The sequence below is a fragment of the Treponema primitia ZAS-1 genome, from assembly GCF_000297095.1.
GTDB lineage: Bacteria > Spirochaetota > Spirochaetia > Treponematales > Breznakiellaceae > Termitinema > Termitinema primitia_A.
This window is the reverse complement of the sequence record NZ_AEEA01000174.1, coordinates 1-18187: the sequence shown is the minus strand read 5'-3', so window position 1 is coordinate 18187 and position 18187 is coordinate 1. Positions and strand designations below refer to the sequence as shown.

General features: G+C 51.6%; 5 protein-coding genes. 2 read left to right on the top strand and 3 right to left on the bottom strand.

The window, feature by feature from the left end; all coding sequences use genetic code 11:
* Positions 1-296: 296 nt before the first annotated feature.
* Positions 297-16091, bottom strand: coding sequence for an Ig-like domain-containing protein (locus TPRIMZ1_RS0117200; RefSeq protein ID WP_010263610.1), 15795 nt, complete (start codon positions 16089-16091; stop codon positions 297-299).
* 497 nt (positions 16092-16588) lie between these two features.
* On the opposite strand from TPRIMZ1_RS0117200, the gene TPRIMZ1_RS19460 reads away from it, so the two are divergent.
* Entirely contained in the window at positions 16589-17056 is a 468-nt protein-coding gene (locus TPRIMZ1_RS19460) for a hypothetical protein (protein WP_010263606.1), read from the top strand.
* A gap of 70 nt (positions 17057-17126) precedes the next feature.
* Here TPRIMZ1_RS19460 and TPRIMZ1_RS0117185 read toward each other — a convergent pair whose 3' ends face one another.
* Together TPRIMZ1_RS0117185 and TPRIMZ1_RS20610 are read right to left on the bottom strand one after the other, a co-directional pair.
* On the bottom strand, positions 17127-17336 hold the full coding sequence (locus tag TPRIMZ1_RS0117185) for a hypothetical protein (protein ID WP_010263604.1): 210 nt from the start codon (positions 17334-17336) through the stop codon (positions 17127-17129).
* A 2-nt stretch (positions 17337-17338) separates the two neighbouring features.
* Positions 17339-17503: a hypothetical protein gene (locus tag TPRIMZ1_RS20610; protein WP_010263603.1), complete on the bottom strand. Its 165-nt coding sequence runs from the start codon at positions 17501-17503 to the stop codon at positions 17339-17341.
* Positions 17504-17768: 265 nt separating this feature from the next.
* On the opposite strand from TPRIMZ1_RS20610, the gene TPRIMZ1_RS0117170 reads away from it, so the two are divergent.
* On the top strand, positions 17769-18187 hold a 419-nt coding region (locus tag TPRIMZ1_RS0117170; protein ID WP_010263602.1), incomplete at its 3' end, for an Rpn family recombination-promoting nuclease/putative transposase.

Sequence of the window (18187 nt, the reverse complement as noted above, 5' to 3'; positions counted from 1 at the left end):
AACTCAAGGTAAAACTAACCGAAAATTTCCGGAAGTAGGTGTGGTAAACAGGAAGTTGGGATAGATAGTTAAAATTGTAGGTCACGCATAATCCCGAATGCCGCTTAAACAATCCCCCCTTTCCCTCCCCCGCGTAAGCGGGTTCTTCTTCGTGTCCGTTGTGGTTATTGAATCTTATAATAAATGCCGTTTAGTCAGGAGTCACGATTTTTAAAAAATTTCCGGTTTCTTAAGAAAAAACCCGGAGGAAGAAGAGGTTGTGGGCCTCTCCTTCCTCCTGTCTTTTTAGAAAATCCTTACTTCTTGATGTACGCCCGCTCGTAGTACTGGTTGGTCATGTAGCTCAATAGTATACTGTTGGTTAAGTTTACGCCGCTGAAGTTTCCCGAGGTGGGAACACCGTTACAGATAAAGTCTTCTATCGGGATATTGGGGGTGGGCACCGTCATGGCCTCCCAGTTTCCGGTAAAGTTATCTACGATTGCGCCATCCAAAAGTTGATCGAAGTTGTTTCTCCAGGCTATCCGTACAGAGTTTGGTGTCTGGGGGAACGAAGCATGATAGTAGGAGATGTAGGGCACGTATACGGTGGTGGAAGAACCACTCACGGTCCTTGTTTCCGCCCTGGTGTTGATCATAAGCTTGGTCCCGGCGGAAAGGAAGGAGTCTACCGTAACTACCTGGGGTGTTGCATTATAGGAAGACAGATAGGCATACTTGAGATCCCCGCCGCTGCTGCTGTAATAGGCTATGTGGATGCCCTGGGTCGTATTATTATCCACCGTTAAGTCCACATGCCAGCCGGCAAAATCGGTGTCAATAACCTTGGCGTTGGTTTGCCAATTAACGGTTGTTGTGGTTGATGGATCGGTTCCTGAAGAATAGGAATACACAAGCTGCTGATTTACCGCATCGTACCAGGCGATTACCGCACGACCGTCTCTTAAGGCGCCCACTGCGGTATACAAACCACCCTTTTTATCGGTGGTACTGTTGGCTACAATCTGTGCGCCGGCGGCAGTTCCGGGATTGTTGCCGGTTACTTGAGTTGCAAATCCACCGGTAAAGTTATTCGCCCCATTACTTGTCCCATAACGGAAAACAACCGGATTATTGGCGTTATTCCCATCGAAGTAACTCATGTAAATCTTGGCCGGATTGCTGGTGGTACCTTCGCCGATAACGGCAATCCGCGGAATTTGTACACGGTCAATCCTGTATTGGGCGGTTGCGGCGTTATAGCTTAACTCAAGGTGCCTCTTATTATTTACCCCGGTGGCTGCGACAAAGGCGTTTTGATTACCATCATAATGCGCGTTAGCGCCAGTTACAAAATTACCGGGAGCCCTGGAATAGAAGGTAAACGAAGTGGCGCCCCCCGCGTCATTTACCCGGTCCGTGTTGGTAGCGCCGCCGTAGTAATTGCCGGAGGTGTCAAACGCCACGGTTGTGTTATGAAACTTGTTAAAGCATTGTTCAAAGAGCGTTTCTGTTCCCCCTTTGTTAAAGTACATTGACTCTGCGCCTCTCCCGTAGGACATATAATAGGCACTGGCGGCATCCATACGCATAAAGGGATTGGTCAGGTCAGTCCGATTTACCAGCGCGCCGGTGTTCCATACGTACAGTTCCCGGTTATCCGTGAGGGTGCTGTTGTTCATACTGTTCGGCTCTTTATTGAAGGTCGCATTATTGTTGTTCCTATTATTCACCGACTCCACACTGCTTACGGTGGCCGTCAGGGCTCCCGATTTGGCGGTGTTTCCAATGGGCACCCTAATCTGGTTTGCCGCGGAAGATCCCACCGTTGGCGTGCCAAGGGTTGTGGCGCCTATCTTAACCACGGTAGAGGCTCCGCCCAAGTTGAAGCCGTTGATGGTGATAGTCTCCGTGTCCCGCACCGGGTAGAGACCCAGGGCGGAACGGTTGAACACCGATGGCTTTGCGGGGTATGCGGAGGACAGGGCCGTGGTCATGCTGGAAATGTAGGGCGCCGCCGTCATGGTTATGGTGTTGTAATTAACGTTGCTATCCCCTGTGCCCTGTAAGGAAGATATGCTTGTGTTCGGGTTTAGGGGGTAGATTACTGGTGCATAATTAGTAACCCGGGCGTCAAGGGCAATGGCCCGCACCGTTATGTTCCCCACAATTGCCATGCCGGCGGTGGTTTGGGTGTCCCATTCGTAGGCCCATTCCACCCGGTGGTCGTCCAGGCTCAGATCATCGTAGACCCAGGCGCGGACCCCCGCCGCGGGCACCGGTTCCAGCGCCTGGAAATGCCCGGCGCTGATTGTGGCAGGAGAGGCCTTAACCTGGATAATTTTGACCGGCGTTGCAGTACCAAATTTTACCTGTATTTCGGAAATACGCTGGTTATCCCTGGCGTAGCCCCGCAGTATTACTTTGCCGCTCACGGTGTCCATGCTGAAGGTCGATGGTACACCGGTCTCCAGGAAGATGCTGGGTCCAACGCTTCGGGGTTCAACATGCCCGGAAATTGCGTTGCTTGCGTCCAGGTAGAGGCCGCCAAACTTCATGTTCTGGTCCTCCCCTATGCCGCCGGGCCCCGCGTTGCTGATGGTGGTGGCAATATCGTAGCGGGACTGGTTCTTGGCGTAGGGGCTCAGATCGTAAAGCCGGGAAGTGGGAGGCACGGTGTCATCGTTTTCTATCTTGACCCGAACCACTATCATGTCGGAAAGCTGATTCGCCTCAATGGCGGCAGGGGGAGGGGCGGTAACCGTGGAGTCATATATCTTGATGAGGAAGTAGGCGTTTTCAGCATTCGGTATGCCCGTAAAATTCGTATATACTATTTCAGTGGTTTCATTGCCCGCAAAGTCCCCGGTTTTCAGCTCCGCTGCGGTGATTGTGTTGTACTTGTAGACCTGGCCGTTGCCGCCGCCATTGGAGGTAGCCACAAAGGTGGTACCCACTGCGTTGCTTAGCGCGCCCAGGTTGAGCCAGTCGGTGGAGCCTGGAGTTACAATAGTGTAGATCTCACCGGCGACTATGGTATTGGCAGCAACCTGTTGCTGACTAACCGGGGTTATCCGGTAATGGGCTACACCGTTTCCGTCTACCTTGGCAAGCTTAAAGGAAAGGCGCTGATTCCGGGCTACAAAGGCCGGGGTCGTAAAGTAGCCGGTGGTGTAGAGCCTGGTTCCTCCGGTAGTTTTATTACCGAAGATATCCGTACCCAGGGTTACCGATGTAATGGCGGGGGCGTGGTTCTTGATAAACAGGGACTGCTCATAATAGGTGGCGTTCCCCGCTTTGTCAAAGATCACGTAGTGAACCGTTACGGGACCGTCCTTAAGCTGGGTGGTATCAATACGCGCGGACCATACCCGGTCTGCCCCGTTGTCGTACCAGGCTTCCTCATAGCCGTCCAGATCAAGGTCAAGGCCGGCGCTCTGTTCGTCCCGGTCAATGGTGATCCCCGATAATGCATCAGCCGGGAAATCAGAAAGCGTAACATACGCCTGGTCTGACGCGCGCTTCACCTTTTGAGTTGTGGGGTTAAAGGTATCGGTGCTGCTCTGTACTCCGTACTCATGGAGGGCTATCTTATCTCCGTTACGGCTTAGGTACACTACCACTTTCTCCAGACCCTGGATGGGTCCCGAAGTGCTGTCAGCGTCCCGGGCGGTACCCCGTAGATTGTACCAGCCTGCCGCAACATTGGGGGAAGAGTAGGTCCCATAGGGGTAGAAGTTATCAATCTGGACGGTGTAGCTCTTGTCCGCCCGCAATGCCGGGGATGAGTTATCATGGGCCTGAATATTAATAGAATAATACCCGGTCTTGTCCTTATAGGCGCTTAACCCATCGTTGGTAGGTATCTCAAGCCGCAATTTGTATATAAATTCCTGGGTTGCCGTTGCCTCATAGGCTGTGCCATCCCCATCTCCCCCACCGGTGGCGGTGAAAGAAGCGCCGACCGTATCGGAGTTTGCGCCAATGGCCATCCAATCGGTAGTTCCTATGGTTTTGATCATGTATTTTCTGCCCGTAGTAAACGACCCGGCGGCCTTCGTTGCAGGCGGGGTAACCACAGGCTGCCCTATCACATTTGGCGCTGAGGCTGTTCCATCCTGCCAATACTGTATCCGGTCGAGGCCGCTGTCATCGCTGATCTCCGCTTCAAAGATAAAGGTCTTGGATACCTGGATCCCGTCAACATAGGGTTTAAAAATATTGGCCCCGGGGGAATTGTTCGGAACATTGTTTGCCACTATTTCGTTGCCTATCCTCGGCACCCCGGCGTCAAAGTAAATGAGAAGGCTGACGGGATCCCCCGGCTGGCCCGGCACATTCGGATACCCATTTGCGGCGTCAATGGGCCGTACCTGGATAAGAACCGGCCTCATGCCTTCTCCGGCGCCCGGATTCAGGGCGCCATCGCCGTTAATATCGAATTGCCAGGTAACGCTTAGTGCAGGATTTCCGCCGCCGGTCAGGAACCCGCTTGGCCCGTCTATCCAGCTAATACCGCTCCATTCGTTGGGCGCCATGGTTGGATTGGGTTTAACCCGGTACTGTATCTTGTTCACATAGTTGTTATCTAACGCAGTGCCGGAAACATAGACACGGCCGCCTAAAACAGCGCCCGGGTCCGGGGAACTGATCGTCAACTTAGGAACATCGCCGAACTGGTCCACCAGGAGGAAATAATCATCAATTATCTGTTCATTCCCCGCCCGGTCGATAACCTTAATTTTGAAGGGGGTTTGCCATAAACCGGTATCGGACTGCGGTATGACAGTCTGTGTGGCGGGATCATAATACACTTCTGTAGCGGTGGTACTGCTTTCAACGACAGTATGCAAGAAACCGAAGTTCCAACTATACCAGCCGCTTAGTGAGCCCCAGGTACCACCATTGCTACCGGTGCCAGGAGCCGCCTCGTACCATTGGGGGTCTGACGCTTCGGTATGCAATTTAGTAAATTGATACCATATACTGTGCTCGTCGAGACCGGATCCGGAATCGTTGTTGCTTCCCCGGATGGTGATCGATTCGGTTACCCGGGCTGATTTTGGCGGTGAGTCTATCGTTACGGTGGGGTCAATACTGTCAAAGTCGAAAACTCCGTAGGTCGTACTGATACGGCCCGCTCCATCGGTGGCGCTTATGTTCAGGGTATAACCGCCCTCGGGAAGCGGTGTTCCGCTGTTGCTGTGAGGAATAGTAACTACCCAGGTTCCCGCAGTTCCCACAGTGGGGGTGAAAACCGCGTCGGCCGCCGCCCATGCGGGCGCGCCAGTACCGGAGATCTGCGCGTGGATAGAGCTTATACCGTTTGCGTCGGAGGCTGTGCCGGAAACAACGATTGGTCCGGAACCGGTGGCTTTCCCGTTGTAATAACGCTTAAGGGGATTTGTACCCGTACTGGTATCTATGGTTACCAAGGGCATTGCCAGGTCTATGCGGAATTCCCGCTGTGCGGCGGGTGTAAGGACGTTGCCGCCCCGGTCTTTTGCGTTGATGGTTATCCGGTATAGGCCGTCAAGGGGAGTAGCTAAACCAGCGGTCGCTATGTCCTTAACCCAGTTCTTCACCAATTCATTATTCGGGGCAAGATCTGTGTCGGACTGGACTTGGTCCCAGGTGGTTCCATTCCACTTTTTAAGGGTACTGGTAAGAAACGCCACACCGTTACTATCTCTGGCCACGCCAAGGATTTTGAGGGTGCTGATGTCCTGGAAGAGGGTACTGTTAACCCCGGGTTGGGTATTAAGGTTGCTCCACTCCACCACAGGCGGCTGGGTATCCTTTATAAAATTCCAGTCCACCGACGCGGTCCGCCCTGCTGCGTCTATGGCGGTGATGGTAAACCTATGGGCGCCTTCGGCCAGAGCGCTAAAGGCTGGCCCGGTAACCGGATAGGACCAGTTCACCGAGGTGGCGCCCGCGGGCACCGTAATGGGTGTGGTAACACCACTGCGGGTAATGGTGACGCTTGAGAGGTTTGCATCCGCGGCGATTCCTGTGAGGGTGAACACCGGATTGCCTACATTACTGAAAACCGCATTTGCCTCAAGCGGCTGGATGTTGGTAATGGTTGGGTCTGCGGTATCGACCCTAAAGCCTATCCAGGCGGAGGTGGTGACATTATCCAGCACATCCTTGGCGCGGATCTGTACCCTGTGGGCGCCATCGGGAATGACGGCGCCGCTGAAGGGGGTGGGAATGCTGTCCAGGAAGAGGGTCCAGGAGGGATACTTTCCGGGATTCGCAATGGCGCCGGTGACCGTAGTTATGCTGTGCCAGACGGATTCGGTTTCAGTATCGAAATGGTATTCAAAGGTATTGTTCACCGTGGAGTAATCGTCCCTAAAGTCGCCCCGCAGAGCCAGGGAACCTTCCCGAAGAATGCTCATGCCTGTGGGAACGGTTGTCCAGGTTGGATACGGGACTTCATCGATCCTAAAGGAAATAGCCGGACCGGTGTTATCCACATAGAAGCGCCACAAATTGGTGGTGGTTAAACCGGCTTTATCCACCGCTTCCAGGGTGATGGTGTGAAGCCCAACGCTCAGGAGCGGTGTGTCGAGGATGGGGAGCCTGTAGACCCAGTTGCCGACACCGCTTGTGCTGTTCCAATTGAGTAATACCAGCTGCCCGGCGTTGGGATCGGTGTCAACAATATGGTTGACATACGCCCCGCCGTCAAGGCTGAGCCTAAAGACATCGGGGTGCATTTCCGTTAAGGTCCCATGGATGCTGGCCTCTTCCGCTTTATAGGTTGAATCAGTGGGCTCTGCCACGGTTATAACCGGGGGGGCGGTGTCCAGATCAAAGGTCGTTTCGACGCTGCCGGGCTTAGCCGCATTGGTGGAAGTGTAGGCTGGGCCCTCTTTTGAGCTTTCAAGATCCAATGCGGATACAACAACTTTTCTGCCCGGCCCATCGGAGAGCGTGTTGGGGAAGGGGTAGGTAAAGGTAAGTTCCCGGCCTGAACCGGTAATAGTACCTGTCGGTGTTATGGGCAGCGGTACGGCAGTGGAGGAATCCCAGGTACCGCCTGCACTTAACCAATCAGAGCCATTAAAGAAACTAATCCTAAGGCTGCTTGGGTCAACTCCATCATCGTCCTTTACGGCGCCCCGCAGGATGAACCCGTCCCGTATAGCCGGATCGGGATCGGTGGGCTGTTCTTTCGACAGGTTGGTCAGGGTTACCAGCGGATTATCGGTTCTTTGATCCACAAAGAAGGTAAAGGGGGTAGTAGAATTGTAACTGGTATTCCCAGCCGTATCCTGAGCCAGGACGTAGAGGGTGTACAATGTCTGAGGAGTCAGCGGGGTGGTATCCACCAATACCTCATAGGTAGTGCTGTCAACAAGGTACGTGGGGTTTGTTTGGGCATCGTAGCGGGCTTTAACATCCGCAGGGGTGGTCAGATCGAAGGTGGTTCCATAGGGGATGAGGAACCATTTGACGCCGCTTACACCGCGATTGTCATTGGCGCTGACCGCAAAGTGGATGACGCCGTTTACATTGTCCGCGCGGGTAATAACACCGGAAAGATTCATACCGGCATTGCTCACCGTTGCGGGGTTACTGGTAATCTTGGTAAGCGGCGGCGTGGTATCCACGATGACCGTAATGTTTTTGTGATCATCCGTGAGAACCAAAGGCGTATTGTTGTCCAGGGTATTTGGTTTGCCCGTGGCATCAATAACATCAATGGTGTAGTCATAATTCCCATCGCTTTGATTGGCAATGATCAACGTAACGGGCCACTCTTTGTTCGTGGGATCAGTAGTCCTGTCAATGGTCAGGGTATACCCCGATTGTGGCCCCTCTTCTAATACTGTCGTACCTCTGGTGATCTTCACGGATGCCAGGGCGTTGGAATCGTAGGCGGTAAACTGAATAGTATAGTTTTTGCCGGCGTAGTTATAGGGATCCAAGAAATTAATCCCCGTAAGGTTCCAGGTGCCCGCCTTTATCTGGGGCGGAGTCTGGTCCACAAAATACTTGCGGTCAACCAGGTTACCTATGTTACCCAATTTATCAAAGGCTATGACATGCAAATAGCGTTCCCCTTCCGGATCGGCAGCCGACAGCGGGAGGAGTTTGGACCAGGACTCGCCGTTATCGGCCATGGACCAGCCCGTGAGCTCCAGCGGAGCGCCCGGAGACGGCGATGAGGGCGGCAATGAGGGCAGGGTAGCAACGGTGGTATTCCCGTCAATGATATACCAAACGCTTACCCCGTCCCGGGAAGGAGTATCAATAGCAGAGCCGCCTAGGTACAGGGAGCTTCCGCTTACGGATGCGCCAACGGCGGGCGAAGTTACGGCTACCACCGGCCCTACCCTATCAACCAGGACGCTGAATTCTTTAAAGGCATCTGTCACCAAACCGGGGGCGTTATTCGTGGCATTTGGCCGGTCCGTGATATCCACTATCTCAATAGTATATGGATAACTCTCGTCGGTCTGGACGGTAAGGCCTACCGTAACGGTCCATTCCTTGGAGGAATTTACAACCACGGAGGCGGTGAAATCGCCGATAACCGTGTTTGTATATGCGCCAATAGCGTTGTTCACTAATACGGTTGCGCCCCGGCGTACCGTTATACTCTTTAAGGCGTTTGAATCATAGGCTTTAAAGGTAAAACCATAATTACCGGTTGTATTATAATAAGACCCATCAATGATAGTAATACCGCTGGTGAAGACAAAGTTGTTTATCTGGGGCGGATAGATATCCACATAGAAAGACGCGGACTCTACACTACTCGGGTTCCCCAAACTATCATAGGCAATAACATGAACATACCGGATCCCCTCGGCGCCGCTTACGGGCGCGTTCTGAGACCAGTCTGCGCTTCCTAAGGCCCTGCTCCAGCCTGAGAGCGCCAATGGACTTCCTGAAGGCGGCGATGTGGGCACCCCAATGGTAGGATTCCCGTCAATGACATACCAAACCGTAACCCCGCTCGGATTAAGGGCATCAATAGCCTTGCCTGATATGTATACGGTTGTTCCGCCCACGGGGGGGGTACCGGCGGGTTCTGTAATTTCGAGAGCCGGTCCGGTGGTGTCTATCTGGACGGTAAAGGTTTTGAAGTTATCAGTCGTTGCGGGGGTATTATTGTCATCCCTATTTGATTTACCCGCAATATCCAGGATCTCAATGCTGTAGGGATAATTCCCATCGGCCTGATTGGCAAGAGTAAGCGTATAGATCCAGTTCTGCGGAGTACTGCTTGGCGATTTGGTAAGCGTATACGTTCCCGATGGAGTATCTGTCTGCGAAGAGCCGTCATCGTTTAAGGCAACTCCGTTTTTCTTAAGGGCCACGCTTCCAAAGCCGTTGGTATCATGGGCGGTAAACGTAAAGGTATAGTCTTTTTTCGCAAGGGTTGTAACGCCGGGGGCGCTAATGTCTGGGGATGTCCAGGAGGTTATGTCCGGCGGATTGTGATCCACAAAGAACTTCCGGTTAACATAGCCGCTCCAGTTCTCCAATTGATCATTTGCGACAAAATGTATATACCGCATCCCTTCGCCGGCTCCAAGGCCATGGGGAATGCCTGTATCCCAGGACGGTCCCTTTACAACCAGGTTCCAGTTGCCGAGGGTAGGCGTATCAGGCGTAGTGGTTAAGTCCAAGACACCGAGCGCGGGAGGAGATGCGTTTCCGTCGATGGCATACCAAACCGTTACCCCATTGGGTAGGCCGGTGTCATAGGCGGTCCCGCTTATCTGCAAGTTAACGCCGCTTATGGCGAAGTTCTCGGTGGGTTCTGCCACCGCCAGATTCGGGGGGGTATTATCCACCCGGACGGTGTAACTTTTCTGTTTATCCGCCGCTTCCTCCGAGGGAGTATTATCCGTGTCATTTATCTTATCCCTGATGTCCGTTATCAAGGTGGTATACGTAGCGCTTCCGTCAATTTGACCGGCAAAGACTACCGACACCGACCATTGATCACCAAGAGCAACGGTTTCTTTAATTACGGTATAGCTATAAGTACCCGAGCCCGGAGCCGGAACTGAATCCGAACCCGTAACTGTACCCCCAGCTAAATCCGCAGCGGTAACGAGGAATAAGTCGGCTGTGGTGCCCCTGGTTACCTTTACACTCTTTAATTCGTTTGTATCATATGCTTTAAACGAAAGGGTATACCCAGCTTTAGCGTAATTTGAACCATCAAGTACCGTTATCCCCGAGGGATTCCAGTCCTTAATATAGGGCTTATTGTAGTCCACAAGGATGGTCCTGTCGTATACAATGCTTGGGTTATCCAATTTATCGTACGCAATAAAGTAGGCATGGTGGGTCCCTTCGCCTACCGACGTCAAGGAAGCGGTTCCACCCCAGGACGGACTGTTAACCATAACAGGTAACCAATTATCGCTCTGCGCTGCCGCTGCGGTTGCCGGCACTCCGGGGTCAGTATCGCCAATTTTATACCAAACCGATATCCCGTCCGAGGTCGCATCCGTTACGTTTCCGGATACCGGCAGGGAATTTGCGTCTACCGGGTAATTGTTGGCGGGACTAATTCCCGACAGCGTTGGACCGGTGGTATCCACCTGGACCGTGAATTTGTTGTGATCATCATCAGTTTCCGGGGAAGAGCTCCCGGGGGTATTATTGTCATCGGTGTTAGTCCGACCTACCTTATCCGTAATCTCTATAACATAGCTATACCTTGAATCCTGCTGACCGCTAAGGTCTAATGTAACGAGCCATTCGTTTGGATTATCAGTGGATTCACTATTCGGTCTTTTTTCAATGGTAAACGTATACGTGCCGCTTGCGTCTGTGTACGGCCCACCCTTGGTTAAAGGAGTTCCGCCTTTGCTAATACTCACATCTGCCAGTTCGTTGGAATCGTAGGCCCTAAAGCTAAAGGAATACGCATCCTGTTTGGCGTAGGTAACCGGGTCTCCGGAAAAAGTTTTAACCGGGTTTGCTGTGCCAAAGCCAAAGACCTGCCCAGTCCCTGTGTCGTGCTTTATAGAGGGCGGTTGGGTGTCCACAGAAAAAATACGGTCCTCTGTCCCGCCCTGGTTCCCCAATCTATCATAGGCAACAAACCGGGCAACAAAGGTTCCTTCGCCGCTAAGCAAGGACAGGTCGAAATTATCAGACCAATCCACGGCGCCACCGGCTTTTTTCCAAGTACCCCCAGTACCATTACCCGCCAAGGCTGCCGCGTCTAATGCGCTTGGGGGTATGCTGTAACTGGCTATAGCAGTGGCTCTGGCAATGGTGTAGTAAACCTCCGGGGCGTCCGTCGTCAGAGCATCCACGGCGGTTCCGCTTACAAATAGTGAGCTACTCTGCGCCGAGAAGTTGATGGTGGGAGCCGAAACCGTCAGGTCCGGGCCGGTGGTATCCACCCGGACTTTAAAGGTTTTATAGGCCAGTGTGGAGAGGCCGGGGGTATTAGCTAAGTTGTTGTCCTTATTTGCAATATCATTGATCTCAATATCGTAGGTATAATTCCCATCCACCTGGCCGCCAAGTGAAACCGTATAGTGCCAGTTGTTCGTATCACTAGATGCCAATTTGGCAAGCGTATACGTTCCAGCGGTATCCGTATGCGGGGAACCGTCAGGGATTAAGGAAACTCCATCTCTCTTAAGCGTCACGCTCCTAATGCTGTTACTATCATATGCGGTAAAATCAAAGCTATAAGTACCTACGGTGAGAATCGTAGGGATCGTAGAACCGGGGGTGGTAATGTCTGAGGATGTCCAGGCGCTTATGGTCGGCGGTGCGCTATCCACATAGAACTGCCGGTTAACGATACTACTTTTGTTCCCCATTTTATCGTATGCAATAAAGCTCGCCCAGTATGCTCCTTCATTGGTCCTGCCATGGGGAATGTCCCTATTCCAGTACGAACCGGCTACTACCAGGTTCCAACCTGTAAGGGTTAGCGGTCCGGATGTGGTTGGCGTTCCGGTTTCACTGGTGGTTTGGGTTGTGTCAATTTTATACCAAACCGTTACCCCATTGGGTATGCCGATGTCATAGGCGGTCCCGCTTATCCGCAGGTCAGCGCTGCTTTCGTAGCCATCAATGGGTTCCGCCACCGCCAGATTCGGGGGGGTTGTGTCCACGTAAACGGTAAAGTCTCTATGCGCATCCACGGGGAGTCCGGGACTATTTTCCAGGGTATTTGTCCTGCCCCGGACATCGGTTATCGTGATATAATAATTGGCGCTTCCATCGGCCTGACCAGTTAAGTCCAGCTTATATTTCCAATCCGTGTTGGCAGGGGAAGAAGTATTGGTTTTGGTAAGGGTATAATCACCGCCTAGCCCCTCTGTTAATACGGTTCCGCTGGGCCCGCCTTTTCTAATCGTCACGTTGGATAATTGATTGGAATCGTGGGCGGTAAATTCAATGGAATAGAAATTTTTGGCGTAATTTACCCCATCGATAAGAGTAATGTCTGTTGTAGTAGTAGTCCAGTCTGTAATATACGGCAGCTCATAGTCAATATAAAGGGTCTTGTCGATTACGCTGCTTGGGTTCTCCAATTTATCGAAGGCGACTAAATGCGCATACTTCGTCCCTTCAGTCAGGGTGAGGGGTTGATTCCAGGATTCTCCATCTACAACAGCCTGGGTCCAACCATTAGCCGGGGTGGACACATAAGAGAAAGTTACCGGCGATGTGGGAGTGGAAGTTGTGTCAATTTTATACCAGACCGATAACCCATCAAGGGTGGCGTCCGGCGCCCTCCCGGACAGGGTCAGAGCCGAGTCACGTACTTCGCTGCCGGAGGGGGTGGTCAGGGTCAGCGCCGGACCGGTGGTGTCTACCCGGATATTAAAGGTTTGGGTGACAGACAGGCCTGAAACATCCTTAACCTCAAGGTCATACCGATAATTTCCATCGGCTTGGCTGGCAAGATTTAATGTGGCAATCCATTTCTTTGGATCATTTGTTCCCGGTCCTGTTTTATCAAGGGTAAGGGTATAGTCGCCACTTGAGTCGGTGTGGAGAAAGCCGTCCTTGTTTAAAACAGTTCCGTTTTTGCTAATAATTACATCGGCTAAGGCGTTGGCATCGTAGGCATCAAAACTAATGGAATACCAATTATTCTTGACGTACTTAACTTCGTCCGGGGAGGGAAAGGTGGTAATATTGGTTAAAGCCACGTTCTGAATCTCGGGCGCTTTGGTATCTATCATAAAGGAGCGGTCATCGGTTTGGCCCTTGTTCCCCCAGCTATCATAGGCAACAAAATGGGCCCAGAAGGTTCCTTCTTCTCCGCTGTTTGCGGCTACCAGCGCGTCTACGTCAACATTACCATACCAGGACGCTCCGCTTTGGGCTTTGGTCCAAACACCAGGCAACAGCGCCGCTACGGCGGGGGTTGCGGGTGTGCCAATGGTAGTGTTTCTGTCAATGGCATACCAAACTTCCGGATTTTCCGGTGTGAGGGTATCCCTGGCGGTCCCGCTTAGGAATAAGGGGGTTCCCCGCTCAAGGTGACCGATTCCGGGAGTTCCAACCGTCAGCGCCGGTCCGGTGGTATCTACCCGGGCAATAATGGTGTATTCCGGGTCATTGGTCTTTGTGGAATTGTCGGTGGCCTTAATTGTATAGGTGTATACTCCGTCAACAACGGGGGCGGGGGACAGAATAGGGGCATAGGGAGATACGGGATCCCGCGGCAGACCGATTAGGGCCCAATCATTGTCGTTATGGGCGGTAATACCGGTTTTAAAGGGAAGCGCCGGATCGGTGGGCTGATTATAAATGATTACTTCGGGAACAGAAATGGGCTGTCCTAATCCGTTGAGGGTCATCTGCTGGCGAATCTCCAGGCGCCGCACGCCCATATCATCCTGTACCGTACCGTCCAAATTAAAAGCGCCGGGACTTGCAATGACGCCGCCTATTGCAATGGCTGCTCCATTATACCGGGGGGTAATTTTTGGCGGCTTGGTGTCCAGCATAAAGTAGGTGCGCCTGTCGGTTCCGCTGGGAAGACTGGTGGATACGGACACCGTATCCAGGTCGCCGCCGTTACGGCCGGAAAGGAACTCGTTCTTTTTGCCTTTATCATCCTGGACATTTATTTCCAGGGTGTATTTACCATCGGGAAAGTCTTCGGGTAAATGGGCTTCGAAGGTGATCTGTTTGGGATTACTATCGTTTATTCTCAGCATATCCCCAGTAAGGGGGATTACCGCCGTTGGCGGTAAGAAGGTGTCATAATTGAAAATATATCCCGGGTTAGCGGGATCGACAATAAGGATAAGACCGTCATCATCGGTTATGGTTCCGGAGATGGTCCTGCCTGAGGTAAGGCTGTTGAGGGCGCCGCTGGGGTTTTTGGCCGGATTACCATGATCGGTATCGCTGCGGATGGAGGGGTCAAAGCCGTCAATAGTGATGCGGGGTCTATCCGTTTCCTGGTCTACGTTCAGGGTTATGCTGGTGTAGCCGTAGTTGGCCGCCTTATCCTTGGCGATAAGGTACAAATACCGTGTTGAATTATCGGCGAGAGAGGTGGTGTCAATGACGATGGTGTTAAACTTTGCAGCGCTATACACTACCCTATAGGGGTTGGGGTAGTTGAGGGAACCCGGTTCCGCTGTGTAAGCGTCTGCCAGGGTATCAAAGTAGTTGTTACCGTCCTCCTGACCATTATGGTAGGCGCCTTCGTATTCCGCTATTAATTGATTTATGGTAAGAACGGTGGGTGAAATAAAATATTTAAGTTCACGGGGACCACTGGCGCTGCCGACACGGCCAAGGCCGTTTTCTTCCATGGGGTTACCGATGGAAACCCGGACCACTCCGTTTACCGTGTAGGCATCGGCGGCGGTGGCCGCGTAGGCGCCTTCAACCTGGGAAATATTCAGCACCGGCGCCGTGGTGTCTATATAGGCCCGGTAGGTTTGGGTACCGATGCTGCCCTGGTTACTGATCACCTTTAAGGTAAATTCGTAGGCTCCATCGGTGAAGGTATAGGGTTCCCCGGTACTGGTATTGTAGGGCTGGTTCGGCACTATCTCAAAGGATTCAAAGGACCGCGTCAGTAATTTGCCGTCCTCATTCGGCGTGTTGGGACCTACATTATAGGTCAGAGCAACCGGCGCGGCCTCCCCTTCTTTTTGGGCAAAAAATTCATCCACCATGTTTATCCCGAGGGAATGGCTGAGCTGCGCTTTAATGAAGAATGATTGACGCTGATAGTCGTTTGGCAGGCGGGTAAATTCGATATTGGGAAGTTCATTACCACTTACAATGGAAAGATCCTCATAGTCCTTTTCCGACCCCAGGGGGGGATAGTTGAACAGCACACCGGCCGCATCCATGGTTAGGAAACGGTAGTGGTAGAACCCCGGCAATAGGAGCGTATTTTCCGGAACATCGTGGTTTACCGCGTTGAACCGGAATTCGGTGGCCTTCTTGCCGTTTAAGGGGTCCATGGTGGTGTTCCAATTGGCCGCGTCCGGCCGGTCCATGGACTTCCAGGCGGCTATATCCAGGGGATCCGGGGGGATATCCCCATCTCTCCAGAACTGGATCTGGGGATAGCCCGGCGCTACTCCCCAAAGGTCTGTCGCAATGCCGATCATGACGCCGCCGGCGATGAGTTCCCGCTGTTTCCCCGGCTCCGGCTCCGGCGGTATCTGCACTTCAATGGTGGGGGGACCGTTTTTGACCGTATACAGCACTTCCAGCTCACCGGACTTGCCGGTACCATCGGTTGCTCGCAGCTTGACGGGCATATCACCATCGGGCATCTGGGTTGTGTCGAAGGGGTAGGCATAGGTTCCATCGGGATTAAGGGTTGCAGGATAATAGATCCAGACTTTTTCTGCGGGATTTAACGGGTCGGGCATTAAAAAGGCTATTTCAACTTTACTTACGGCGAGATCGTCTTCGGCGTTTATGGTAAAACCAATGGTGCCAAACACAAATGCTCCGTTTGAGGGGGTTATGGGATTTGCCGCGCTAAATGACGGGGGCGTGATATCGACCCTTCCGCCTAATCCGGCTTGAATTGGATTTTCGCATGAAAGGAACGTTAAGACCGCAAGGATTACGAACGAAAATACCTTACCAGCTTTACCTATTTTACCCATGATTTACCTCTTCTCTCTCCATTTATAAACTAAATTAACTATATATTATCGAAAGAAATTACAATTCTACCATGTATTCTACCATTTTTTTTAAAAAAATTCAATATTTTGGCCTAAATTTCGATTTTTTTGTACTAAATTACGAAAAAAATTGGGGATCTGACTGGGATGCTATTATTAGCCCGGGGGGGAAAGGGGGAAATAGTACTTTTTATGGGATTTTTGTTTGCTTTTTTATGTATGGGTGGGATCGCTGCACTTAAAAAATAAGAAAGAAGAAGGGAAAAACCACGGAGGACATGGAGGAAGAGGGGGGGAAACCATACGGTTTCTCTTAAAAATTTGCCTTTCTCACTAAAGTATTTTTCCGCTCCAGACCCTAACAGGGGGTAAATCGGGACAGATCGGTCCCCAGGTTTTGGAGGAGAAGTGATGAGCGTGAATACGAAGTATAAGGATAGATACCCAAGCCGGAATTTATCGTCCTGTATAACGGTTTGGAGAAAACGCCGGAAAAGTGGGAATTACGGCTTTCGGACGCCTTTATGGGGTTGGAGGCGGGTGAAAAAATCTCCCTTGACCTGATCATCACGGTGTATAATATTAATTATGGACAGAATACGGAACTGCTTCAAAGAAGCGAGAATCTGGCGGGGTATGCTCAGTTTGTCGCCAAGGTGCGGGAGAATGGGGCGGCTATGCCGTTGGAACAGGCGGTAACTGAGGCGGTGCGGTATTGTATACGGAACCGGATATTGGCGTCCTTTTTAGAGGAACATGGATCGGAGGTGGTAAACATGGCATTTGGGGAATGGGATTGGGACGAGGCAAAAGAGGCCTGGCAGGAGGAAGCTCGGGAAGAAGGCCGGGTGGAAACTTTAAATGAGGTTCTGGAACTCTTAAAACAAGGCTACCGGGCAGAGGAGCTTGAAGCCAAACTATCCTCTAAAGTTATCGGTAAATAGACGATATTTGGCGGCGAACCAAAATATGGATCGGAGGTGGTAAACAGGGCATTTGGGGAATGCTCACGGCCTATTTTACGGGACGGGTATGGCGGCCGGGGCTTGCAGTTATGGCGGCGGCTATACGCGGGATGTGGGAGGTGGTGAAAGTGGACGCCCCGGATACAAGACAGTCTTTGTCAAACTCTCTCATTTCTGCGGCGTTTATAATTCCATGTTTGTAGAGGCCCACGGCTTCTTGGTGAATATGCCTCAAGGCAGGACTTTTATACTTTTTCATTGCTACTCAATCTCCTTTAGCTCTCCGGCTTTTATAAGGATTTCTATCTGTTTTTCAGTAAGGCCCAGGTTTTTCTTTGCCAGGCGCTTAAAGTTCTTCAATTCAGCATCCTTAATGCTTGCTTTCCTGACAAAGTGGAAAAATCCCTTTGTCTTAAATATACGCATATATTTCTTTTTTTTCCAGGATCAAAATATTACTTCTCCCATACCTTAACCCCCCATTCCTACCACAGTCAACAAGTTACGGCATAGCCTCCAAAAAAGAGGAGGAAGGGGAAAACCCACGGAGGACACGAAGGACATGGAGGAAGAAGAAAACCACACGGTTTTTCTTAAAAATTCGCCTTTCTCACTAAAGTATTTTTTCGCTCCGGCCCTTAACAAGGGGTAAATCGGGACAGATCGGTCCCCAGGTTTTGGAGGAGAAGTGATGAGCGTGAATACGAAGTATAAGGATAGCGTTTTTACAAAACTGTTTAATGACGAGGACAGGCTCCGGGAACTGTATGCGGCCCTGGAAGGTATTGAATACGATCCGGCTATATCGATAACTATCAACACCCTGGAGGATGTTCTCTACATGGACCGGATCAATGACCTGTCTTTTACCGTGGGTGATAAACTGGTATTCGTGATAGAACACCAGTCTACCCTCAACCAGAATATGCCTCTGCGGATTTTGTCGTATATTGTCCGGGTTTACGAGAAAATAATCGCGCATCGGGCCTTGTATAAAACCGCACTGGTGAAGATACCCAAGCCGGAATTTATCGTCCTGTATAACGGTTTGGAGAAAGCGCCGGAAAAGTGGGAATTACGGCTTTCGGACGCCTTTATGGGGTTGGAGGC